This window comes from Rhizobium sp. NFR07 (assembly GCF_900111905.1).
Classification (GTDB): Bacteria; Pseudomonadota; Alphaproteobacteria; order Rhizobiales; family Rhizobiaceae; genus Neorhizobium.
Genome location: NZ_FOKM01000016.1, coordinates 77,556 through 95,087, shown reverse-complemented (window position 1 = coordinate 95,087; position 17,532 = coordinate 77,556). Strand labels below are relative to the sequence as shown.

The 17,532-nt window shown below is 61.4% G+C and carries 18 protein-coding genes; 11 read left to right on the top strand and 7 right to left on the bottom strand.

Going from position 1 to position 17,532, the window contains the following annotated elements:
* Window positions 1–62 precede the first annotated feature (62 nt).
* Window positions 63–638, bottom strand: a complete 576-nt coding sequence (locus BM216_RS26925; RefSeq protein WP_093002409.1) for a LabA-like NYN domain-containing protein — start codon at window positions 636–638, stop codon at window positions 63–65.
* Window positions 639–919: 281 nt separating this feature from the next.
* Between BM216_RS26925 and rpoZ the strand changes: the two genes are divergently transcribed.
* Window positions 920–1,324 (top strand): DNA-directed RNA polymerase subunit omega, encoded by a 405-nt coding sequence (rpoZ, locus tag BM216_RS26920; RefSeq protein ID WP_093002493.1) that lies wholly within the window; start codon window positions 920–922, stop codon window positions 1,322–1,324.
* A gap of 230 nt (window positions 1,325–1,554) precedes the next feature.
* Window positions 1,555–3,798 carry a RelA/SpoT family protein gene (locus BM216_RS26915; RefSeq protein WP_093002407.1) on the top strand — a complete coding sequence of 748 codons (2,244 nt, stop codon included), beginning with the start codon at window positions 1,555–1,557 and terminating at the stop codon, window positions 3,796–3,798.
* On the opposite strand, the gene BM216_RS26910 is transcribed toward BM216_RS26915, so the two are convergent.
* Together BM216_RS26910 and BM216_RS26905 are read right to left on the bottom strand one after the other, a co-directional pair.
* Window positions 3,789–4,307: a hypothetical protein gene (locus BM216_RS26910; RefSeq protein WP_093002405.1), complete on the bottom strand. Its 519-nt coding sequence runs from the start codon at window positions 4,305–4,307 to the stop codon at window positions 3,789–3,791. The genes BM216_RS26915 and BM216_RS26910 overlap by 10 nt on opposite strands.
* Before the next feature lie 222 nt (window positions 4,308–4,529).
* The gene (locus BM216_RS26905) at window positions 4,530–5,573 is read right to left on the bottom strand and encodes an SMP-30/gluconolactonase/LRE family protein (protein WP_093002403.1); all 1,044 of its coding nucleotides are present in this window, start codon (window positions 5,571–5,573) and stop codon (window positions 4,530–4,532) included.
* Between the two features lie 383 nt (window positions 5,574–5,956).
* Between BM216_RS26905 and BM216_RS26900 the strand changes: the two genes are divergently transcribed.
* The 8 genes from BM216_RS26900 (at window position 5,957) to BM216_RS26865 (ending at window position 12,829) form a co-directional block, all read left to right on the top strand.
* A complete protein-coding gene (locus tag BM216_RS26900; RefSeq protein ID WP_093002401.1) occupies window positions 5,957–7,885 on the top strand; it encodes a methyl-accepting chemotaxis protein in 1,929 nt (642 codons plus the stop codon).
* A gap of 277 nt (window positions 7,886–8,162) precedes the next feature.
* Entirely contained in the window at window positions 8,163–8,318 is a 156-nt protein-coding gene (locus BM216_RS26895; protein WP_093002399.1) for a DUF3563 family protein, read from the top strand.
* A gap of 257 nt (window positions 8,319–8,575) precedes the next feature.
* Entirely contained in the window at window positions 8,576–9,145 is a 570-nt protein-coding gene (locus BM216_RS26890) for a DUF2062 domain-containing protein (RefSeq protein WP_177230930.1), read from the top strand.
* A gap of 39 nt (window positions 9,146–9,184) precedes the next feature.
* Complete coding sequence (gene acpS, locus BM216_RS26885) at window positions 9,185–9,592, top strand: holo-ACP synthase (protein ID WP_093002491.1); 408 nt, start codon at window positions 9,185–9,187, stop codon at window positions 9,590–9,592.
* Window positions 9,593–9,728: 136 nt separating this feature from the next.
* A complete protein-coding gene (gene lepB, locus BM216_RS26880) occupies window positions 9,729–10,478 on the top strand; it encodes a signal peptidase I (protein ID WP_093002395.1) in 750 nt (249 codons plus the stop codon).
* Complete coding sequence (rnc, locus tag BM216_RS26875) at window positions 10,478–11,188, top strand: ribonuclease III (RefSeq protein WP_177230929.1); 711 nt, start codon at window positions 10,478–10,480, stop codon at window positions 11,186–11,188. The genes lepB and rnc overlap by 1 nt, the downstream gene beginning before the upstream one ends.
* 10 nt (window positions 11,189–11,198) lie before the next feature.
* Window positions 11,199–12,143, top strand: coding sequence for a GTPase Era (gene era, locus BM216_RS26870; protein ID WP_093002394.1), 945 nt, complete (start codon window positions 11,199–11,201; stop codon window positions 12,141–12,143).
* A 173-nt stretch (window positions 12,144–12,316) separates the two neighbouring features.
* Window positions 12,317–12,829 (top strand): PAS domain-containing protein, encoded by a 513-nt coding sequence (locus tag BM216_RS26865; RefSeq protein ID WP_093002392.1) that lies wholly within the window; start codon window positions 12,317–12,319, stop codon window positions 12,827–12,829.
* Window positions 12,830–12,929: 100 nt separating this feature from the next.
* Here the strand turns inward: BM216_RS26865 and BM216_RS26860 are convergent, their stop codons facing one another.
* Window positions 12,930–13,322 (bottom strand): hypothetical protein, encoded by a 393-nt coding sequence (locus BM216_RS26860; RefSeq protein WP_093002390.1) that lies wholly within the window; start codon window positions 13,320–13,322, stop codon window positions 12,930–12,932.
* Window positions 13,323–13,502: 180 nt separating this feature from the next.
* Between BM216_RS26860 and recO the strand changes: the two genes are divergently transcribed.
* Complete coding sequence (recO, locus tag BM216_RS26855) at window positions 13,503–14,255, top strand: DNA repair protein RecO (protein WP_093002389.1); 753 nt, start codon at window positions 13,503–13,505, stop codon at window positions 14,253–14,255.
* 18 nt (window positions 14,256–14,273) lie between these two features.
* Here the strand turns inward: recO and BM216_RS26850 are convergent, their stop codons facing one another.
* The 3 genes from BM216_RS26850 to BM216_RS26840 form a co-directional block, all read right to left on the bottom strand.
* On the bottom strand, window positions 14,274–15,503 hold the full coding sequence (locus BM216_RS26850; RefSeq protein WP_093002387.1) for an MFS transporter: 1,230 nt from the start codon (window positions 15,501–15,503) through the stop codon (window positions 14,274–14,276).
* Window positions 15,504–15,617: 114 nt separating this feature from the next.
* Window positions 15,618–16,514, bottom strand: a complete 897-nt coding sequence (locus BM216_RS26845; protein ID WP_093002385.1) for a DMT family transporter — start codon at window positions 16,512–16,514, stop codon at window positions 15,618–15,620.
* Window positions 16,515–16,672: 158 nt separating this feature from the next.
* Window positions 16,673–17,521: an MOSC domain-containing protein gene (locus BM216_RS26840; protein WP_093002383.1), complete on the bottom strand. Its 849-nt coding sequence runs from the start codon at window positions 17,519–17,521 to the stop codon at window positions 16,673–16,675.
* Between the last annotated feature and the right edge of the window lie 11 nt (window positions 17,522–17,532).

Here is a 17,532-nt window from a genome sequence, read left to right as displayed (position 1 = left end):
GCTATCCCAACAAAAAAGGCGCCGTCTCCGGCGCCTTTTTTTGTTGGGATCATTGCTTCCGTTCAGACGTCTGCGGGTTCCGCAGGCTCGGCCGGACGTGCAGGCCTTTCGCTCGGGTCGCGTCCGACCTCCGCCTTCAGCGAGACGAGGTCGATGAAATGGTCTGCCTGGCGGCGCAGGTCGTCGGCGATCATCGGCGGCTGTGTCGCCATGGTCGAAACGACCGAAACCTTGCGTCCCCGACGCTGCAGCGCTTCCACCAGATTGGTGAAATCGCCGTCGCCGGAGAAGATGACCAGATGATCGACAGTATCGGACTGCTCCATCGCATCGATGGCCAGTTCGATATCCATGTTGCCCTTGATTTTGCGGCGACCCAGCGAGTCGGTGAATTCCTTCGCCGGCTTGGTAACAACCTTGTAGCCGTTATAGTCGAGCCAATCGATCAGAGGACGGATGGATGAATATTCCTGATCCTCGATGAGGGCCGTGTAATAATAGGCGCGCAGCAGGTAGCCGCGCTTTTGGAACGCTTTCAGGAGCTTCCTGTAATCGATGTCGAAGCCAAGGCTTTTCGACGCGGCGTACAGGTTGGCACCGTCAATGAAGAGAGCGATTTTCTCTCTCGGGTCAAACATTCTGTCTCCATCCCTTTGCAGTCTATGGTGCAGACGCTTCTTACAAAACGCAAGGTTGTGTCGGCAACCTGGAATAACTCTCTACATTAAGAACTATTCATATACATGTCATGTATGTCACGATTCGCGATAAGCCAAGCACGCTTTGATAGAATGTGCGTCTTTGTCCCCGCCCACTTTGGTAGGAGGTTGGGTGTACGGACAGGAAAAACTTGAATTTGCCGCCCAATGTCTATATCGGGCGTATCAATTCCAGAAATCACGACCGCAAAGGACATGCGATGGCCCGTGTCACAGTAGAAGATTGCATTGACAAAGTCGACAACCGTTTCGAGCTCGTGCTCCTGGCCAGCCACCGTGCACGCCAGATCTCGCAGGGCGCCTCGATCACGATCGACCGCGACAATGACAAGAACCCGGTCGTCGCCCTTCGCGAGATCGCCGACGAGACCCTGTCGCCAGACGACCTAAAGGAAGACCTGATCCATTCGCTGCAGAAGCATGTCGAAGTGGACGAGCCCGAGCCCGATCCGGCTTCGCTCATCGCTGCCGGCGGCGTATCCATCTCGGCCGACGCCGAAGAGGAAGACGCACCGGAAGCAATCAACTTCGACCAGATGTCGGAAGAGGAACTGCTGGCCGGTATCGAAGGCCTGGTTCCGCCGGAAAAGAGCGACGATTACTGATCTGAATGGCAAATGCATGAGCGGTTTCCCTGAAATCCGCTCATGTCTGTAAAAACGGCTGGAATAATCGTTCCGACCGTAACGATCCTGCTCCAAGGCAAGGTATCGTTCATTCTATCGCCCTAATCTGGTTGTCTCAATTATGATGGCTGCGCTAACCGATGGTTGGCGCGCCATTTTCTTTTCGTGCCATTTCCTGTGGCTGCGACGATCGAGGGACAAATCCGGGAATGATGAGGCAGTACGAGCTCGTCGAGCGGGTGCAGAAATACAAGCCCGACGCCAACGAAGCTCTTCTCAATAAAGCCTATGTCTATGCCATGCAGAAGCATGGCCAGCAGAAGCGCGCCTCGGGTGACCCCTATATCTCCCATCCGCTCGAAGTGGCGGCCATTCTCACCGACATGCATCTCGACGAGTCCACCATCGCGGTGGCGCTCCTGCACGATACGATCGAGGACACGACGGCGACCCGCGCCGAGATCGACGAACTGTTCGGCGAGGATATCGGCCGTCTTGTCGAAGGCCTGACCAAGCTGAAGCGCCTCGACCTCGTGTCGAAAAAGGCCAAGCAGGCGGAAAATCTGCGCAAGCTGCTGCTCGCCATTTCCGACGACGTGCGCGTCCTCCTCGTCAAGCTCGCCGACCGCCTCCACAACATGCGCACGCTCGACCACATGAAGGCCGAGCAGAAGGCGCGCATTTCCGAAGAGACGATGGATATCTATGCGCCGCTCGCCGGCCGCATGGGTATGCAGGACATGCGCGACGAGCTGGAAGACCTGTCCTTCCAGTATATCAACCCGGAAGCCTATGCGACCGTCACCCAGCGGCTCGCGGACCTCTCGGCCCGCAACGAAGGCCTGATCAAGAAGATCGAGGACGAGCTGCGCGATCTGCTGATTGCCAACGGTCTGAACGACGCCTTCGTCAAGGGCCGTCAGAAGAAGCCCTATTCGGTCTTCCGCAAGATGCAGTCGAAGTCGCTCTCCTTCGAGCAGCTGTCGGATGTCTATGGTTTCCGCATCATCGTCGACGATGTCGCCTGCTGCTACAAGGCGCTCGGCGTCGTCCATACCCGCTGGCGCGTCGTGCCCGGCCGCTTCAAGGATTACATCTCCAATCCGAAGCAGAACGATTACCGTTCCATTCACACGACAATCGTCGGTCCCTCGCGCCAGCGTATCGAGCTGCAGATCCGCACCCAGCTGATGCAGGAGATTGCCGAATACGGCATCGCCGCCCACGCGCTCTACAAGGACGGGCAGGGGCCTGTGAAGGGCGGCGAGCTGCTGCCCAAGGAAAGCAACGCCTATTCCTGGCTGCGCCACACGATCGAATCGCTTGCCGAAGGCGACAATCCAGAGGAATTCCTCGAGCACACCAAGCTCGAGCTTTTCCAGGATCAGGTCTTCTGCTTCACCCCGAAGGGCAAGCTGATCGCGCTTCCGCGCGGCGCCACCCCGATCGACTTCGCCTATGCCGTCCACACCAATATCGGCGACACCACGGTCGGCGCCAAGATCAACGGCCGCATCATGCCGCTCGTCACCCGCCTGAACAATGGCGACGAGGTCGAGATCATCCGCTCCGGCGTGCAGGTGCCGCCGGCCGCATGGGAAGAGATCGTCGTCACCGGCAAGGCGCGCTCGGCGATCCGCCGCGCCACACGCATGGCGATCCGCAAACAATATGCCGGCCTCGGCCACCGCATCCTGGAGCGCACCTTCGAGCGCGCCGGCAAGATCTTCTCGCGCGATGCGCTGAAACCGGCGCTCTACCGCCTCGCACACAAGGATGTCGAGGATGCGATCGCCTCCGTCGGCCGCGGGGAACTCTCCTCGCTTGACGTCCTGCGCGCCGTCTTCCCCGACTACAAGGACGAGCGCGTCACGGTAAAACCGTCCGCCGACGAAGGCTGGTTCAACATGCCGAGCGCTTCCGGCATGATGTTCAAGCTGCCCGCCAAATCGCAGACGGAGGTGGAGAACGCGCAGGCTGCCGGCCTGAGTTCGACGCTCCTGCCGATCCGCGGCCTGTCGTCCAGCACCCAGGTACGCTTCGCCCCGAGCGGCGCCGTGCCCGGAGACCGCATCGTCGGCATCATGGAAGAGGGCAAGAACAAGGGCATCACCATCTACCCGATCCAGGCCCCGGCGCTGCAGAAATTCGACGACGAGCCGGAACGCTGGATCGATGTCCGCTGGGATCTCGACGAGGCCAACAAGTCCCGCTTCCTCGCCAAGCTTGCGGTCAACACGATCAACGAGCCGGGCACGCTGGCGACGGTAGCGAAGACGATCGGCGGGCTCGACATCAACATCCGCACGCTATCGATGGGCAATAACCGCGCCGACGACTTTTCCGAGATCACCATGGAAGTCGAGGTCTGGGACCTGCGCCAGCTCAACCAGCTCCTGTCGCAGCTGAAGGACCTGGATTGCGTGGCAAACCTCAAGCGCGTCTACGATTGAGGCGGCTGGAGCAGCCGTGGGGATCGCAGCTGTTCCAGCTCCGCAAAACGCGGCCACTTTTCGCGCTTCTCCCTAAGGAGATCCTCGCGCAGCACGGCGAGCGCTAAGCCGATCTCGCTGTCATCACCGATCATCTCGAAATACGAGAGTGGCGCGTTCTTGAACGCCTTGTTGGTTCGTCCCTCGACTTCCCATTGAGCATCGGAAAAGACGAAGTCCCTCAGCCTGGTGCCGTCATGGAAGAACGTGGCGTGCAGTCCGTCCCAGGCAAAATAATCGGCACCGATGAACCACATGACTTCGCCGACGTCGGCCTTGCCGAAATCGGGCTCGTGAGGACCGAGGCCGTTGGCGCAGAAGCTTCGGATACATCTATACCTACTGCCGAACCGAAAGTGCTCATCATCGAGTTTACGGAATTCGATATCGAGGAACTTGAAATAGGGGTCGCTGCTGTAGAGTGCGCGGACTGCCTCTTTAAATTCGGTCGCTTCCGTGGAGAGTGTCATTTCTTCACTCCATCTATTCCTGCGGCAGACCGTTTTCTGGCTAGAGAATCGCCGCAGGGATGATCGCCTCCCATATTGTTGCACGGACGGGGTGCCCATGCCTCCTGCTTCGGAAAATAATGGTGACATGACGGTCGCAGCCGCTCTGGAGGCGGTGCTTGAAATCAAAACGGGCCGGATCACTCCGGCCCGTTTTCGTATTCAGCTTGCTACCTGATCCGATCAGACGGCGCCGCGGGTCTCGACGAACAGCGCGTAGACCGAGTGGCTGGAGGCCATGTAGAGGCGGTTCTTCTTCTTGCCGCCAAAGACGAGGTTCGGGCAGCGCTCCGGCAGTTTGATGAAGCCGATCGCCTTGCCTTCCTTGTTGAAGATCTTGACGCCGTTCAGGTCTTCCGGCTTTGCGCCGGCAGCGCCCGAAGAGCCCCAGCCGCACCACAGGTTGCCGTCGACATCGACCTTGAAGCCGTCGAGGCCGCCATTGTCGTCAGCCGCGATGAAGGCCTTCTTGTTGGACAGCGTCTTGCCGTCCTTGCCGACGTCGTAGGACCAGACAATGCGGTAGGGCTGCGCGCGGCCTTCGACCACGTAGAGCTTCTTCTCGTCTTCGGAAAACGCAATGCCGTTCGGGCCCTTCAGGTCGTCAGCGATGAGTTCCAGCTTGCCCTCCGGCGAGATGCGGTAGACGGAGTGCGGCAGTTCTGCTTCCGCCTTTTCGCCTTCCCATTCGCCGCCGATGCCGAATGGCGGGTCGGTGAACCACAGCGAACCGTCCGACTTGCAGACGATGTCGTTCGGCGAGTTGAGCTTCTTGCCCTTGTAGTTGTCGGCGAGAACGGTGATCGAACCGTCATGCTCGGTGCGGGTGACGCGGCGGGTCAGGTGCTCGCAGGCGATCAGGCGGCCCTGCAGATCGCGGCAATGGCCATTGGCGTAGTTCGAGTTGGCGTCGAAGACGCTCCAGGTCTCGTTCGTCTCATCGAACTTCATGACGCGGTTGTTCGGGATATCGCTGACCAGCAGATACTTGCCGTCGCCGAAATAGACCGGGCCTTCGAGCCAGCGGGCACCGGTGGCGACCTGTTCCAGCGAGGCGCTGGCGACGCGGTACTTGGCAAAGCTCGGGTCGAGGACCTGGATCGCCGGATCGGGATAGATCGGCGAGGGGGTGAAGCTGATCGCCTGTGCGGAGGCGATCTTGGTGGTGACGGCGGTCGCTGCTGCAGCAACGCCGAGCGTCATGATGTTACGGCGGGATAGATCCACGGGAAGGTCCTTCGGTGATGGTGTGCTGACTTCATATCAAACGGCCCGCATCGCGGGCTGGCCGGATCATGGCCCGTGCATCCTGTTAAGCGCAGCGCGTTGTGCGCCGCAACAAGAGCGGGCTCGGCTTAGCCCCTGATGGTTACGCGCTTATGAAGATTGCGGCGAAATAATGCTGCACTGCGGCATTTTGTCGAAAATCATAACGCGCCGCAGCAAGTGTAAGATTTTCTTATCCTAAAGCGGTTTAGGGTCCTGTCTTGAGGACATGCGGTCGGGTTCGATCGCGGCGCGTGCATGATGTTCGCCGTCTCCGTGACGATTCCTGTTTTTCCCCTTCGCAATGCGCGTCCGCCCGGACGGCGCATATCTGAGGCTTTCCGATGCTCAAGAATTTGAAGATCAAGACCAAATTTCTGATGGCGATCGCCATCCTCGGCGTCATTTCGCTCGCCGGCCTGCTTTTTGTCACGCAGCGCTTCAGCGCCGCCAACGATGCCTACTCCAGCTTCCTTATGAATGAAAGCAACGCCGCGACCTTCGGTCCGCGCGGTGCCGCCGGCATGTGGACGGCCACGACCTGGCTCAGCCGTGCGATGGCGCAGGACCCGCAGTCGGAAGCCTTCAAGGATCTGTCCGGCCGCTTCGGCAAGGAAATCTCGGGCGCCCGCGACCGTCTGTCCCAGATCCCGGGCATCGTTCCGAGCCGCAAGGCTGCCATCGACGAACTGGTTGCCGGTGCCGACAAGCTGAAGGCGATCGGCGATGGCCTGCTCGCCGCGCATGTCGCCGGTGACACCGCCAAGGTTGCTGCCCTCTCGGCCGACCTCGACAAGGCAATCGTCGAGCTGTCGCCGAAGTTCGGCGCCAACAACGGCGCAATGGCCGAGATCATCAAGAACGGCGCCGACCGTCTGTCGGCCGAAGTTTCCTCGACCATCCAGTACGCCATCATCGGCATGCTGGCCGGCATCGCCATTGCCATCGTCATTTCCATGACCATTGCCCAGAAGGGCGTCACCGCTCCGATGGCCCGCCTGCGCGAGCGCATGTCCTCGCTGGCTGCCGGAAACACGCAGGCCGAGATCGACGGTCTCGACCGCAAGGACGAGATCGGCCAGATGGCCGAAGCCGTCGCCGTCTTCCGCGATAACGCCCTGGAGCGTCAGCGTCTGGAACAGGAAGCCGAAGACAACCGCAGCCTGTCTGAAAGCGAGCGTATCGAGCGTGAAGCGCTGAAGACCCGCGAAGCCGCCGACGTCAAGTTCGCCGTCGACAATCTCGCCCAGGCTTTGAGCCAGCTCTCGGACGGCAATGTCTCCTACCGCATCGAGCAGCCGTTCACCGCGTCGCTCGACGGCGTCCGCGGCGACTTCAACGCATCCGCGTCGAAGCTGCAGGCCGCTCTCGAACAGGTCGCTGAAAACGCCCGCAGCATCGAGGCAGGTTCTGCCGAGATCAAGGCGGCCGCCGACGATCTTGCCAAGCGCACCGAACAGCAGGCAGCTTCGGTTGAAGAAACCGCAGCGGCTCTGGAAGAGATCACCACCACGGTGAAGGATGCCGCTCGTCGTGCTCAGGATGCCGGCGCACTCGTCGCCCGCACCCGTCAGGGCGCCGAACGTTCGGGCGAAGTCGTCCAGAACGCCGTCAAGGCCATGGAGCAGATCGAGAAGTCTTCGGGCGAGATCGGCAACATCATCGGCGTCATCGACGACATCGCCTTCCAGACCAACCTTCTCGCCCTCAACGCCGGTGTCGAAGCCGCGCGTGCAGGCGAAGCCGGTAAGGGCTTTGCGGTCGTCGCCCAGGAAGTGCGCGAACTCGCCCAGCGCTCCGCCAACGCCGCGAAGGAAATCAAGGCGCTGATCAACGCTTCCAACGAGCAGGTCCAGAACGGCGTTCACCTCGTCGGCGAAACCGGCAAGGCGCTCGAGACCATCGTCGGCGAAGTCCAGGAGATCAATCGTAACGTCAACGCCATCGTTGAATCGGCGCAGGAGCAGTCGTCCGGCCTCCAGCAGATCAACACCGCCGTCAACACGATGGATCAGGACACCCAGAAGAACGCCGCCATGGTCGAGGAACAGACGGCCGCAAGCCATGGTCTGGCCCGCGACGCAGCGGCGCTCAACGCCCTGCTCTCGCAGTTCAAGCTGTCCGTCCAGACCTACAAGGCGAACGTCCGCGTCGCGCAGGCCACCGAAGCCCCGACGGCTTCTCCCGCCCGCGCCCTCGGCCGCAAGCTTGCGACCGCCTTCTCCGGCAACGCCGCCGTCGCCGTCAAGAACGAGAGCTGGGAAGAGTTTTGATCCGGTCTCCGTTGCGGGCGGCATGAGGTAGCATCCTCGTCCGCCATGCGATCATCATCGACAACCGCGGCGGCTGTAACGGCCTCCGCGGTTTTTCTTTGCGCTGATGCAGGCGCAATTGGCGCCAGTTGCACTTTTTATAACCTGCCACTTGCCTGTCATTCAGCTCGCTATGCGTCTAATGCAGGGCTGCACAGCCAAGCCGGCGTTGGTAAAATGCCCTGCGAAATCGTATCTATCAGCCAACAGAAAGACACCGACCACCAAGGAAGACATCATGTTTACCACCGTTCGCAAGTTCGCCCGCGCGCTCCGCGTCCCTTCGGCCCAGGACCGCGAAATGGCATATCTCAACGAAGCCCGTGACCGCATCGATCTCGAATATCGCATGCGCCAGGTTGACCGCGGCATGTTCCGCAAGTCGCAGTTCTGATCTGCCGACACGACAGTTAGCGACGCCCTCCTGTAGACGGGGCGTCGATGCAGGATTGAGCGCGAGGCGTCGCTTGAATGTTCCTGCTGCTGCACTAGCCTGAAAGCCAATGCCAAGCGCTTGCGGCCCAATTTCGCCATTATTTTCCGTATCGGCTAGTTCACATTTGAACGAAGTCGCCGAAGCGGAGCCAGTCAAGACCGATTTGGCCTGACCAAGTTGGTTTGACCGGGATGGCCCGGCCGGGTTCCATTGAAATGACATTTCGCAGACGCACGCCTCTTTCTTTCCGCCAGAAAGTTCATGCCGCCCTCGTGCCTTCGCGGGGCTTCCGGCGCGTGCTCGGCTACTATCGGCTGAAAGTCATGCGCATCGGCGGCTCCCCCCATGCCGTCGCCGCGGGTCTTGCCGTCGGCGTGCTCAGCGCCTGGACGCCGTTTCTCGGCCTGCACATCCTGTTCGCCCTGCCGGTCGCGTGGCTGATCGGCGGCAGCATGGTTGCCGCTGCATTGGGTACCGCTTTCGCCAATCCGCTGACCTGTCCCATCATCTGGCCGCTGACCTGGGAGCTCGGCCAGGTCATGCTCGGCGGCGAGGCGACGTCCCGCCATATCGATCTCGAAAGCCTTCTCTCCCATCTCGACGTCTCGCAGCTCTGGCGGCCGATCTTGGAGCCGATGCTGCTCGGCTCGCTTCCGCTTGGCCTCCTCTGCGGCCTCGTCTTCTACGGTGTCACCTATCTCGGTGTGCGCAGCTTCCGCAATCGGCGGCTGGACCGCTTGACGCCGCGGGGCGAAGCCATCAAGTCAGTCGGGACCGGACACTGAAATTTGCCGGGTATTGAAATTGGAAGGACAGGCTTGGGCATGATCATCGGCATGGGCAGCGACCTCATCGACATCAGGCGGGTTGAAAAATCCATCGAACGCTTCGGCGATCGGTTCACCCACCGCTGTTTCACCGAGATCGAGCGGGCCAAGTCTGAGCGCCGCAAGAACCGCGCGGAATCCTACGCCAAGCGTTTCGCCGCCAAGGAGGCCTGTTCCAAGGCGCTCGGCACGGGGCTTGCGAATGGCGTGTTCTGGAAGGATATGGGTGTCGTCAACCTGCCGGGTGGCAAGCCGACCATGGTCCTAACCGGCGGCGCCGGCGAGCGGCTGGCGGAACTCATCCCGGCCGGCCATGAACCCGTGATCCACATCACCATCACCGACGAATACCCTTACGCCCAGGCCTTCGTCATCATCGAGGCCCGGCCGCTCGGGGCCGCCTGACGGGGCAGGGCGCATGCGGCGAGGCAGGCAGACTTAACCGGGGGCGCGACAACATTCCCGCTTCCATTTCCATTGCCGTGGCATTTGGAAGAGTTTAGACAAGGCGGCCACCCGCCAAGATAGAAAGAATTGAAACGTGTCCGACAAAGCCGAGACGAAGCAGCAGAATGCGCTCTGGGAAAACATCAAGGTCATCATTCAGGCCCTGCTGCTCGCCATGGTCATCCGTACCGTCCTGTTCCAGCCGTTCACCATTCCGTCTGGCTCGATGATGCCGACGCTGCTCGTCGGCGACTACATTTTCGTCAACAAGTTCGCTTACGGCTATTCGAAATATTCGCTGCCCTTCTCGCCGGATCTCTTCGACGGCCGAATCCTCGAATTCAGCGAGCCGAGGCGCGGCGACGTGATCGTCTTCCGCCTGCCGCAACAGCCTGACATCGACTACATCAAGCGTCTCATCGGCCTGCCGGGCGACCGCGTCCAGGTTCGCGAAGGCATTCTCTACGTCAACGGCACGGCCGTGCCGAAACAGGCCGACGGCAGCTTCACCTCCGATTATCGTCTCGACCCGGGCGCCAATGTTCCGGTCTTCCGTGAGACGCTGGACAATGGCGTTAGCTACGACACGCTCGACCAGTCGCCGGTCTCCCGTGGTGACAACACCCAGGAATTCGTCGTGCCGGAAGGCCACTACTTCTTCATGGGCGACAACCGCGACAACTCGCTCGACAGCCGCTTCGACGTTGGTTACGTGCCCGCCGAGAACCTCGTCGGTCGCGCCAGCGTCATCTTCTTCTCGCTCGGTAACGACACCTCGTTCCGCGAAATCTGGAAATGGCCGGCCAACATGCGTTGGGATCGTCTGTTCAAGGGCGTCCACTGATGAAGCCGCGGCCGCTCTCGGCTGAAGAAATGGGCCAGCTGGAAACGGCGATCGGTCACAGCTTTACTGACAGGCAATGGTTGGACCGGGCGCTAACCCATGCCAGCACCGGGACGGCCAAAAATGCCAATTATGAGCGTCTGGAGTTCTTAGGGGACAGGGTTCTCGGTCTCTGCGTCGCGGAACTCCTGTTCACGACGTTCCGGTCGGCGGAGGAGGGCGAGCTCTCCGTCCGCCTGAACCAACTGGTCAGCGCCGAAAGCTGCGCCATCGTTGCTGACGAGCTGGAACTGCACCGCTTCATCCGTACCGGCGCCGACGTCAAGAAGCTCACCGGCAAGCGGATGCTCAATGTCCGCGCTGACGTCGTGGAAAGCCTGATCGCGGCACTCTATCTCGATGGCGGATTGGAAGTCGCGCGCGCCTTCGTTTTGCGTTATTGGAAGGAGCGCGCCACCCAGCCGAACGCGGCAAGGCGCGATGCCAAGACCGAACTGCAGGAATGGGCGCATGCCAAGTTCGGCGTCACGCCATCCTACCGGGTGGATGACCGCGCCGGGCCGGATCATGATCCGCGCTTCACGGTGACGGTGGAAATTCCCGGTTGTGCGCCCGAGACGGGCACGGACCGCTCGAAACGGGCCGCCGAACAGGTTGCCGCAACGAAGCTCCTCGAACGCGAGGGCATCTGGCAGAAAAGCCAGGATTGATTGGACCGATATGACTGAAGACGAAAACATCGCCGGCGCAGCAGACGAAACCGCCGCAGGCCCGACCCATTCCGGTTTCGTGGCTCTGATCGGCGCGACCAATGCCGGCAAGTCGACGCTGGTCAACCGGTTGGTCGGCGCCAAGGTGTCGATCGTCAGCCACAAGGTCCAGACGACGCGCGCCATCGTGCGCGGCATCGCCATTCACGACAATGCCCAGATCGTCTTCATGGATACGCCCGGCATTTTCAAGCCGCGCCGCAGGCTCGACCGCGCCATGGTGACCTCGGCCTGGGGCGGCGCCAAGGATGCCGACCTGATCGCGCTTCTGATCGACAGCGAACGCGGCATCCGCGGTGACGCCGAGACAATCCTCGAAGGCCTGAAGGAAGTCCACCAGCCGAAGATCCTGCTTCTCAACAAGATCGACCAGGTCAAGCGCGAGGACCTGCTGGCGCTCGCCGCAAAGGCCAACGAGACAGTGGCCTTCGACCGCACATTCATGATTTCGGCGACGACCGGCTCCGGCTGCGACGACCTGATGGATTATTTCGCCAAAACCCTGCCGGAAGGTCCCTGGTACTACCCGGAGGACCAGATTTCCGATCTGCCGATGCGCCAGCTCGCGGCCGAGATCACCCGCGAAAAGCTGTTCCTGCGTCTGCATCAGGAACTTCCCTACGCCTCGCATGTCGAGACCGAGAAGTGGGAAGAAAAGAAGGACGGTTCGGTTCGCATCGAACAGGTCATCTATGTCGAGCGTGACAGCCAAAAGAAGATCGCGCTCGGCAAGAATGGCGAGGCGATCAAGGCGATCTCGACCGCATCCCGCAAGGAGCTTTCGGAGATCCTCGAGCAGTCGGTGCATCTCTTCCTCTTCGTCAAGGTTCGCGAGAACTGGGGCGATGATCCCGAGCGTTTCCGCGAGATGGGCCTGGACTTTCCAAAGGGCTGACATGAGCATCCCTAAGAGGTAACGGGAGACCTTTGTCCTTCCTCAGGTTGTGCAACTTTTTGCGGCGGGCTTGACACGCCGCAACTCCGGACATTTGATCATATTGGCGGGCCGCGCGATTCAGCGGTCGTTGCAGAGGTCATGAAACCGGGCAAGAGGGGGATTGAGACTGCATGGGAAGCAGCATGTATCAAAGGCGCAAGGAGGTCGACCTGAAGGAATCCGTAGGTTTCTTCAGCTGGGACCTCAGCGAAAACAAGGTCTTCGCCGACCCTGTCTTCGCCTATATCTATGGTCTGGCCCCTCGCGACCTTGAGGTCGGGGCGCCGATCGAAGACGTCATAAAGCATGTCACGGAGGATGACATGCCGCGTGTCGCAAAGGCGCTGCACGAGACGATCATCTCGGGCAAGCCGTGCTACCAGACCTACAAGATCAAGCATCCGAACGGTCGCGACATGATCGTGACCGGGCAGGGGCGCTGTCTGCGCAACGGAGAAGGCACGCCGTCCATCTATACGGGCTCCGTCACCGCCGAGGAATTCGGCAAGATGCCGACCGAGACCGATCCTCTGGCATCCCATTGCCTCGAGGCACTGAAGCTCGCCAAGCGCCGCCGTCATGCGCTTGCGGAACGCTATCTGACATCCGCTCTGGGCGCGCTCGGCCGTCGCGGCGACAACTGAACGCATGACGTGTCACCGCAAGGGCGGCTGATGGCGGCCCTTGCCCGGAACAAGCCCCGCACAGCGGGGCTTTTGCTTTTTGTCGAGACCTTCGCCGGGCTTACTTCTGGCGATCCATGATCGCCTTCACTTCCAGGAAGCGGCGGCGGTTTTCCGGCTCCTGCTCGTTGGCGCCGTAGCAGGTGCGCGAGATGCAGAAGCGCTGCAGGGTAAAGGGCGGCGTCGCCTTGTCGAATTCGCAATCGATCTCGTTGGTGAAATCTGTCGGCTTTGCGTCATCGCGGGTCGAATAGGTCAGGCGCGCGCCGGGCGGGTCGAGTTCCGGAAACGACTGCACGATCCCGGTCTTCAGCGTCGGCACCAGAAGGAAGTTCTTCGCGACCGTCATGCAGGCCTGTTCCAGCTGTGGTGACTGGGCGGCGGCCGGCGGCGCCTGGATGAAACCTGCCAGCGTGGCGGACAGGGTGGCTGCGGCGAAGAGGACGTATCTCATGGGAACTCCCTATGGCGACATTATATGTGGCGAGAGAATTCCGCTGCCGGGCAATTTGTTCCAGCCGAGCCGGCACCCGATCGCAGTTTTCGGCATTGCGTGGCAAAAGTGCAAAACTGATTCAGTCTGAACGACTTATGCGCTAAAACTGAATCACTTCGAAAAGGTCTTCACACATCGATGCAGTGGCAGGACGAGGCAATCATCATCGGCGTCAAGCGGCATGGCGAAACCAGCGTCATTGCCGAGCTGATGACCCGTGAGCGCGGCCGCCATCTCGGGCTCGTCCGCTCCGGCCGCTCGCGTTCCATGCAGCCGGTGTTGCAGCCGGGCAACCGGGTGGAGGCGGTCTGGCGCGCCAGGCTAGACGAGCATCTGGGTGATCTGAAGCTTGAGCCGGTGCGCCTGAGAGCCGCCAAGCTGATGGAGACGGCAACCGCCGTCTACGGCGTGCAGGCCATGGGTGCGCTGCTGCGCCTGCTTCCCGAACGCGATCCCCATCCGCATCTCTTCGACGCGCTCGATATCATCCTTGAGGCCATGGACGATCCGGCCGATGCCGGCGAACTCTTCGTCCGCTTCGAACTCGCCGTCCTGAACGATCTCGGCTACGGCCTCGACCTCACCGAATGCGCCGCGACCGGCGTGCGCAACAATCTCACCCATGTCTCGCCGAAAAGCGGCCGCGCCGTCTGCGGCGAGGCCGCAGCACCCTATGCCAATCGCATGCTGGCTTTGCCGGCCTTCCTGCGCGAAGGCCCGGCGCCTTCCGCCGATCGCGACAGCATGGCGGCGGCCTTCAAGCTCACCCAGTTCTTCCTGCACAGGCACGTCTACGAGCCGCGCGGCCTCACCGCTAACGATGCCCGCGAGGGTTTCGTTCAGGCAGCTCTAAAGGCGCTATCGAAGCCTGCAGATCGCCAGGCAAGCTGACTTTAGGCTAGGTTTCGCTTATTCCGCCGGCTGCATGGCGGCGGGCCGGTCGATCGCCTTTTCCTTGATCGGCCAGTGGACGATCGCGGCAAAGAGGCCGAGCGCCACGCCGAACCACCAGACGGCATCGTAGGAGCCGAGGCGGTCGAATAGATATCCGCCCATCCAAACGCCAAGGAACGAGCCGACCTGGTGTGACAGGAAGACGATGCCGCCCAGCATGCCGAGATGGCGCGTGCCGAACATGATCGCGACCAGCCCGTTGGTCGGCGGCACGGTGGAGAGCCACAGAAGCCCCATGACGATGGCGAAGACGATCACCGATGCCGGAGACGGCGGCAGGAGCAGGAACGCCGTTACGGCGACCGAGCGGGCGATATAGATATAGGCGAGGAAATAGGGCTTCGAATAACGCTGGCCGATCACGCCGGCCGACAGCGAGCCGATGATGTTGAAGAAGCCGATCAGCGCCATGGCGATCACCGCATAACGCGCGTCGATGCCGATATCGCCGAGATAGGCGGGAAAATGTGCGGTGATGAAGGCGACCTGGAAGCCACAGACGAAGAAGCCGCTGGTGAGCAGGAGATAGCTCTTGTGGCCGAAGGCCTCGCGCAAAGCCTCGCCGGCCGTCTGCTTGAAGGTCGCCTGGCGCTGCGTGCCCGACGACGAATTGCCGCGCAGTGGAATGGCAAGCACGGGGATGGCGAGCATCATCACTGCCATGATGACAAGGCTGTCGGACCATCCATAGGCGCTGATCAACGCCTGGCTGAGCGGTGCGAACAGAAACATCCCGGCCGAGCCCGCCGCGGTACCGATGCCGAAGGCAAACGAACGCTGCTCCGGCGTCACGTTGCGGGCAAAGGCCGACAGGATGGTGCCGAACGAACCGGCGCCGACCGCAAGCCCCACCATCACGCCGCCGGACAGATGCAGGATGCTTTCCGAATGCGCCGTCGACATCAAAAGCAGTCCCGCTGCATAGAGCAGGCCGGAAAATGCCAGCACCCGGCCGGTGCCCCACTTGTCGGCGATCGCGCCGAAGATCGGCTGGCCGAGACCCCAGGCAAGGTTCTGGATCGCCATGGCAAGACCGAAGGTGGACCGGTCCCAGCCGGTATCGGCAAGCATAGGCAGCTGGAAGAAGCCCATGGCCGAGCGCGGCCCGAATGTCAGAAGCGCCACCAGCGCACCGGCGGTGATGATCAGCCAGGGCATGGCCGGCCGGGACGTGGTGTGTGGCATGAAAACTCCCCCTGATGTCAGAAGGCGTTCATACTCTCTCTGCAGGCTTTGGTGAAACGACTTTTGCTAAAGCAATCCATCACGCCGGTTGATGAAGCGGGAAATAATTAGCGCCTAAAGCGAACCCGGCGGCTGCACCGGTGGGCGGCGCTTGCCGAGTTGTGCCTCACGCAGGATGGTGAACAGGCCGGCGCCGATGACGATGATGCAGCCGGCGATCATGTTCCAGCTCATCACCTCCTTGAAGATGAACGTGCCGATGATGCAGACCAGAACCGTCTGCAGATAGAAGATCGGCTGCACCACGACGGCGTCCAGCACGTCGAAGGCGCGGATCAGCAGGTAATGGCCGGTCATGCCGGTGACGCAGAGTGCCGCCATCCAGAACCAGTATTCCGGGGCGATGTTCGACCAGTAGAACGGTCCGACGAAGGTGATCGCCACGGCACCGGCAACGCCGGTGTAGAAGAAGCTGGTCTTCGACGTGTCGGACCGGCTCGCCATGCGCGTCAGCACCGAATAGAGGGCGAACATGACCGTACAGACGATCGGAATGATGATGTTGCTGTTGAAGGTCGCATGGGTCGGGTCGATGATCAGTAGGATGCCGAGGAGGCCGACGCCGATCGCCAGCCACCGGCGCCAGCCGACGGTCTCGCCGAGCAGAGGCACGGACAGACAGGCGACGACCAGCGGCGAGGCGGCAAAGATCGTGTGCGTCTGGGCAAGGCCGACATAGGCGAAGGAATAGATCGAGATGCAGATCTGGAAGACGAGCAGCGTACCGCGGATGATCTGCAGCACCAGCCTGTTGCTCTTTGCCGTTTCCTTGATCCCGCCGGGATTGCGCGTCGCAAGCGCCAGCACGAAGGCGGCGAAGAACCAGTAGCGGATCATTGCGACGAGGACCGGCGGATAGGCCTGGCCCAGATGTTTTGAAATTCCGTCCTGGATCGCGAAGATCGACACCGCGGTGAGTGCGAAGATGAGGCCCTGGCTGCGTGGTGTCATGAACGATATGTGCTCTTTGGCGTTGCTCGGCCGTCCTCACCCTCGGCCAAAAGTCCTGATGTTTGTTAAGTGCAATGGTTTTGACCGACTGGCGTCAAGGTCTGGTAAACGCGGCGCGGTACGGGAACTGCGAAATACGCCGCGCCGCGGCGATTTTGTCACGCCCGCCGCTTGATCGCCCAGGCGTCGCGCGTGGCTGTCACGCTCGCTTCGTCGCCGAGCCTGATCGTGCCTTGGCTGCGCGGCACGGCGTTCCAGCCGAACAGCGGGCCGGGCACGCGCCGGTCGGCCGACATGCGGATGCGGCCCATTGCGGGTATCGGGCTTGGCACATCGCGCGAACCTGTCTCCTGGTCCTGCGTGGTCATGATGCAGCGGGCGCAGGGTTTGACGAAATCGAAGCGGATGCCGCCGATCTCCACGCCGTCCCAATTGTCCTCGGCCCAGGCTTCGTCGTGGTCGAGCACGATATTGGGGCGGAACCGCTCCATGCCGATTTCACCCTCGCCATGCTTGTCCATGTCGGCGTTGAGTGCCGCAAGCGAGCCGGTCGTGGTGACGAGAACCTGATAGCCGTCGGCGAAGGTGACCGGCGTATCCGGTCCCGCCCATTCCGGGCTTGCAATGCGTTCGGCCTTTTCGTCGAAGAACACGAGCTTGACCTCGCGCTCCAGCCATGTGGAGAGGATCGCGTTCGCCCCGTCGTCGGCGACGGCCGCGTTGACGATCGATTTCCACACGGCGACATCCATGCGCCGGTCCTTCGGCGGCACGGCAACCATGATCTCGCCCTTGCCTTCGATCGCCAGCCTGACGCCGATATCCTTCGGCTCGACCTGCAACTGCGCCAGCGCCTGCAGTTCCCGCTGGGTGATGAAGTGGCCGGACGGATCGACGACCATCATCTGCCGGTCGCCGGGAATGCCGGACGCGGTGATCGCGGTCTCCGTCAGCGGAATGCCGCGGCCGCTCTTCAGCGGATAGAAATTCAGTTCGGAGACGCGCATCCTGTTTCCCC

Coding starts and splice junctions, on each gene's coding strand:
- acpS (WP_093002491.1), top strand. CDS start 9,185: ATGATCATCGGCATGGGCAGCGACCTCATCGACATCAGGCGGGTTGAA.
- BM216_RS26845 (WP_093002385.1), bottom strand. CDS start 16,514: ATGACACCACGCAGCCAGGGCCTCATCTTCGCACTCACCGCGGTGTCG.
- era (WP_093002394.1), top strand. CDS start 11,199: ATGACTGAAGACGAAAACATCGCCGGCGCAGCAGACGAAACCGCCGCA.
- BM216_RS26900 (WP_093002401.1), top strand. CDS start 5,957: ATGCTCAAGAATTTGAAGATCAAGACCAAATTTCTGATGGCGATCGCC.
- recO (WP_093002389.1), top strand. CDS start 13,503: ATGCAGTGGCAGGACGAGGCAATCATCATCGGCGTCAAGCGGCATGGC.
- BM216_RS26895 (WP_093002399.1), top strand. CDS start 8,163: ATGTTTACCACCGTTCGCAAGTTCGCCCGCGCGCTCCGCGTCCCTTCG.
- BM216_RS26915 (WP_093002407.1), top strand. CDS start 1,555: ATGATGAGGCAGTACGAGCTCGTCGAGCGGGTGCAGAAATACAAGCCC.
- BM216_RS26890 (WP_177230930.1), top strand. CDS start 8,576: ATGACATTTCGCAGACGCACGCCTCTTTCTTTCCGCCAGAAAGTTCAT.
- BM216_RS26860 (WP_093002390.1), bottom strand. CDS start 13,322: ATGAGATACGTCCTCTTCGCCGCAGCCACCCTGTCCGCCACGCTGGCA.
- BM216_RS26840 (WP_093002383.1), bottom strand. CDS start 17,521: ATGCGCGTCTCCGAACTGAATTTCTATCCGCTGAAGAGCGGCCGCGGC.
- BM216_RS26865 (WP_093002392.1), top strand. CDS start 12,317: ATGGGAAGCAGCATGTATCAAAGGCGCAAGGAGGTCGACCTGAAGGAA.
- rpoZ (WP_093002493.1), top strand. CDS start 920: ATGGCCCGTGTCACAGTAGAAGATTGCATTGACAAAGTCGACAACCGT.
- BM216_RS26850 (WP_093002387.1), bottom strand. CDS start 15,503: ATGCCACACACCACGTCCCGGCCGGCCATGCCCTGGCTGATCATCACC.
- BM216_RS26925 (WP_093002409.1), bottom strand. CDS start 638: ATGTTTGACCCGAGAGAGAAAATCGCTCTCTTCATTGACGGTGCCAAC.
- BM216_RS26910 (WP_093002405.1), bottom strand. CDS start 4,307: ATGACACTCTCCACGGAAGCGACCGAATTTAAAGAGGCAGTCCGCGCA.
- rnc (WP_177230929.1), top strand. CDS start 10,478: ATGAAGCCGCGGCCGCTCTCGGCTGAAGAAATGGGCCAGCTGGAAACG.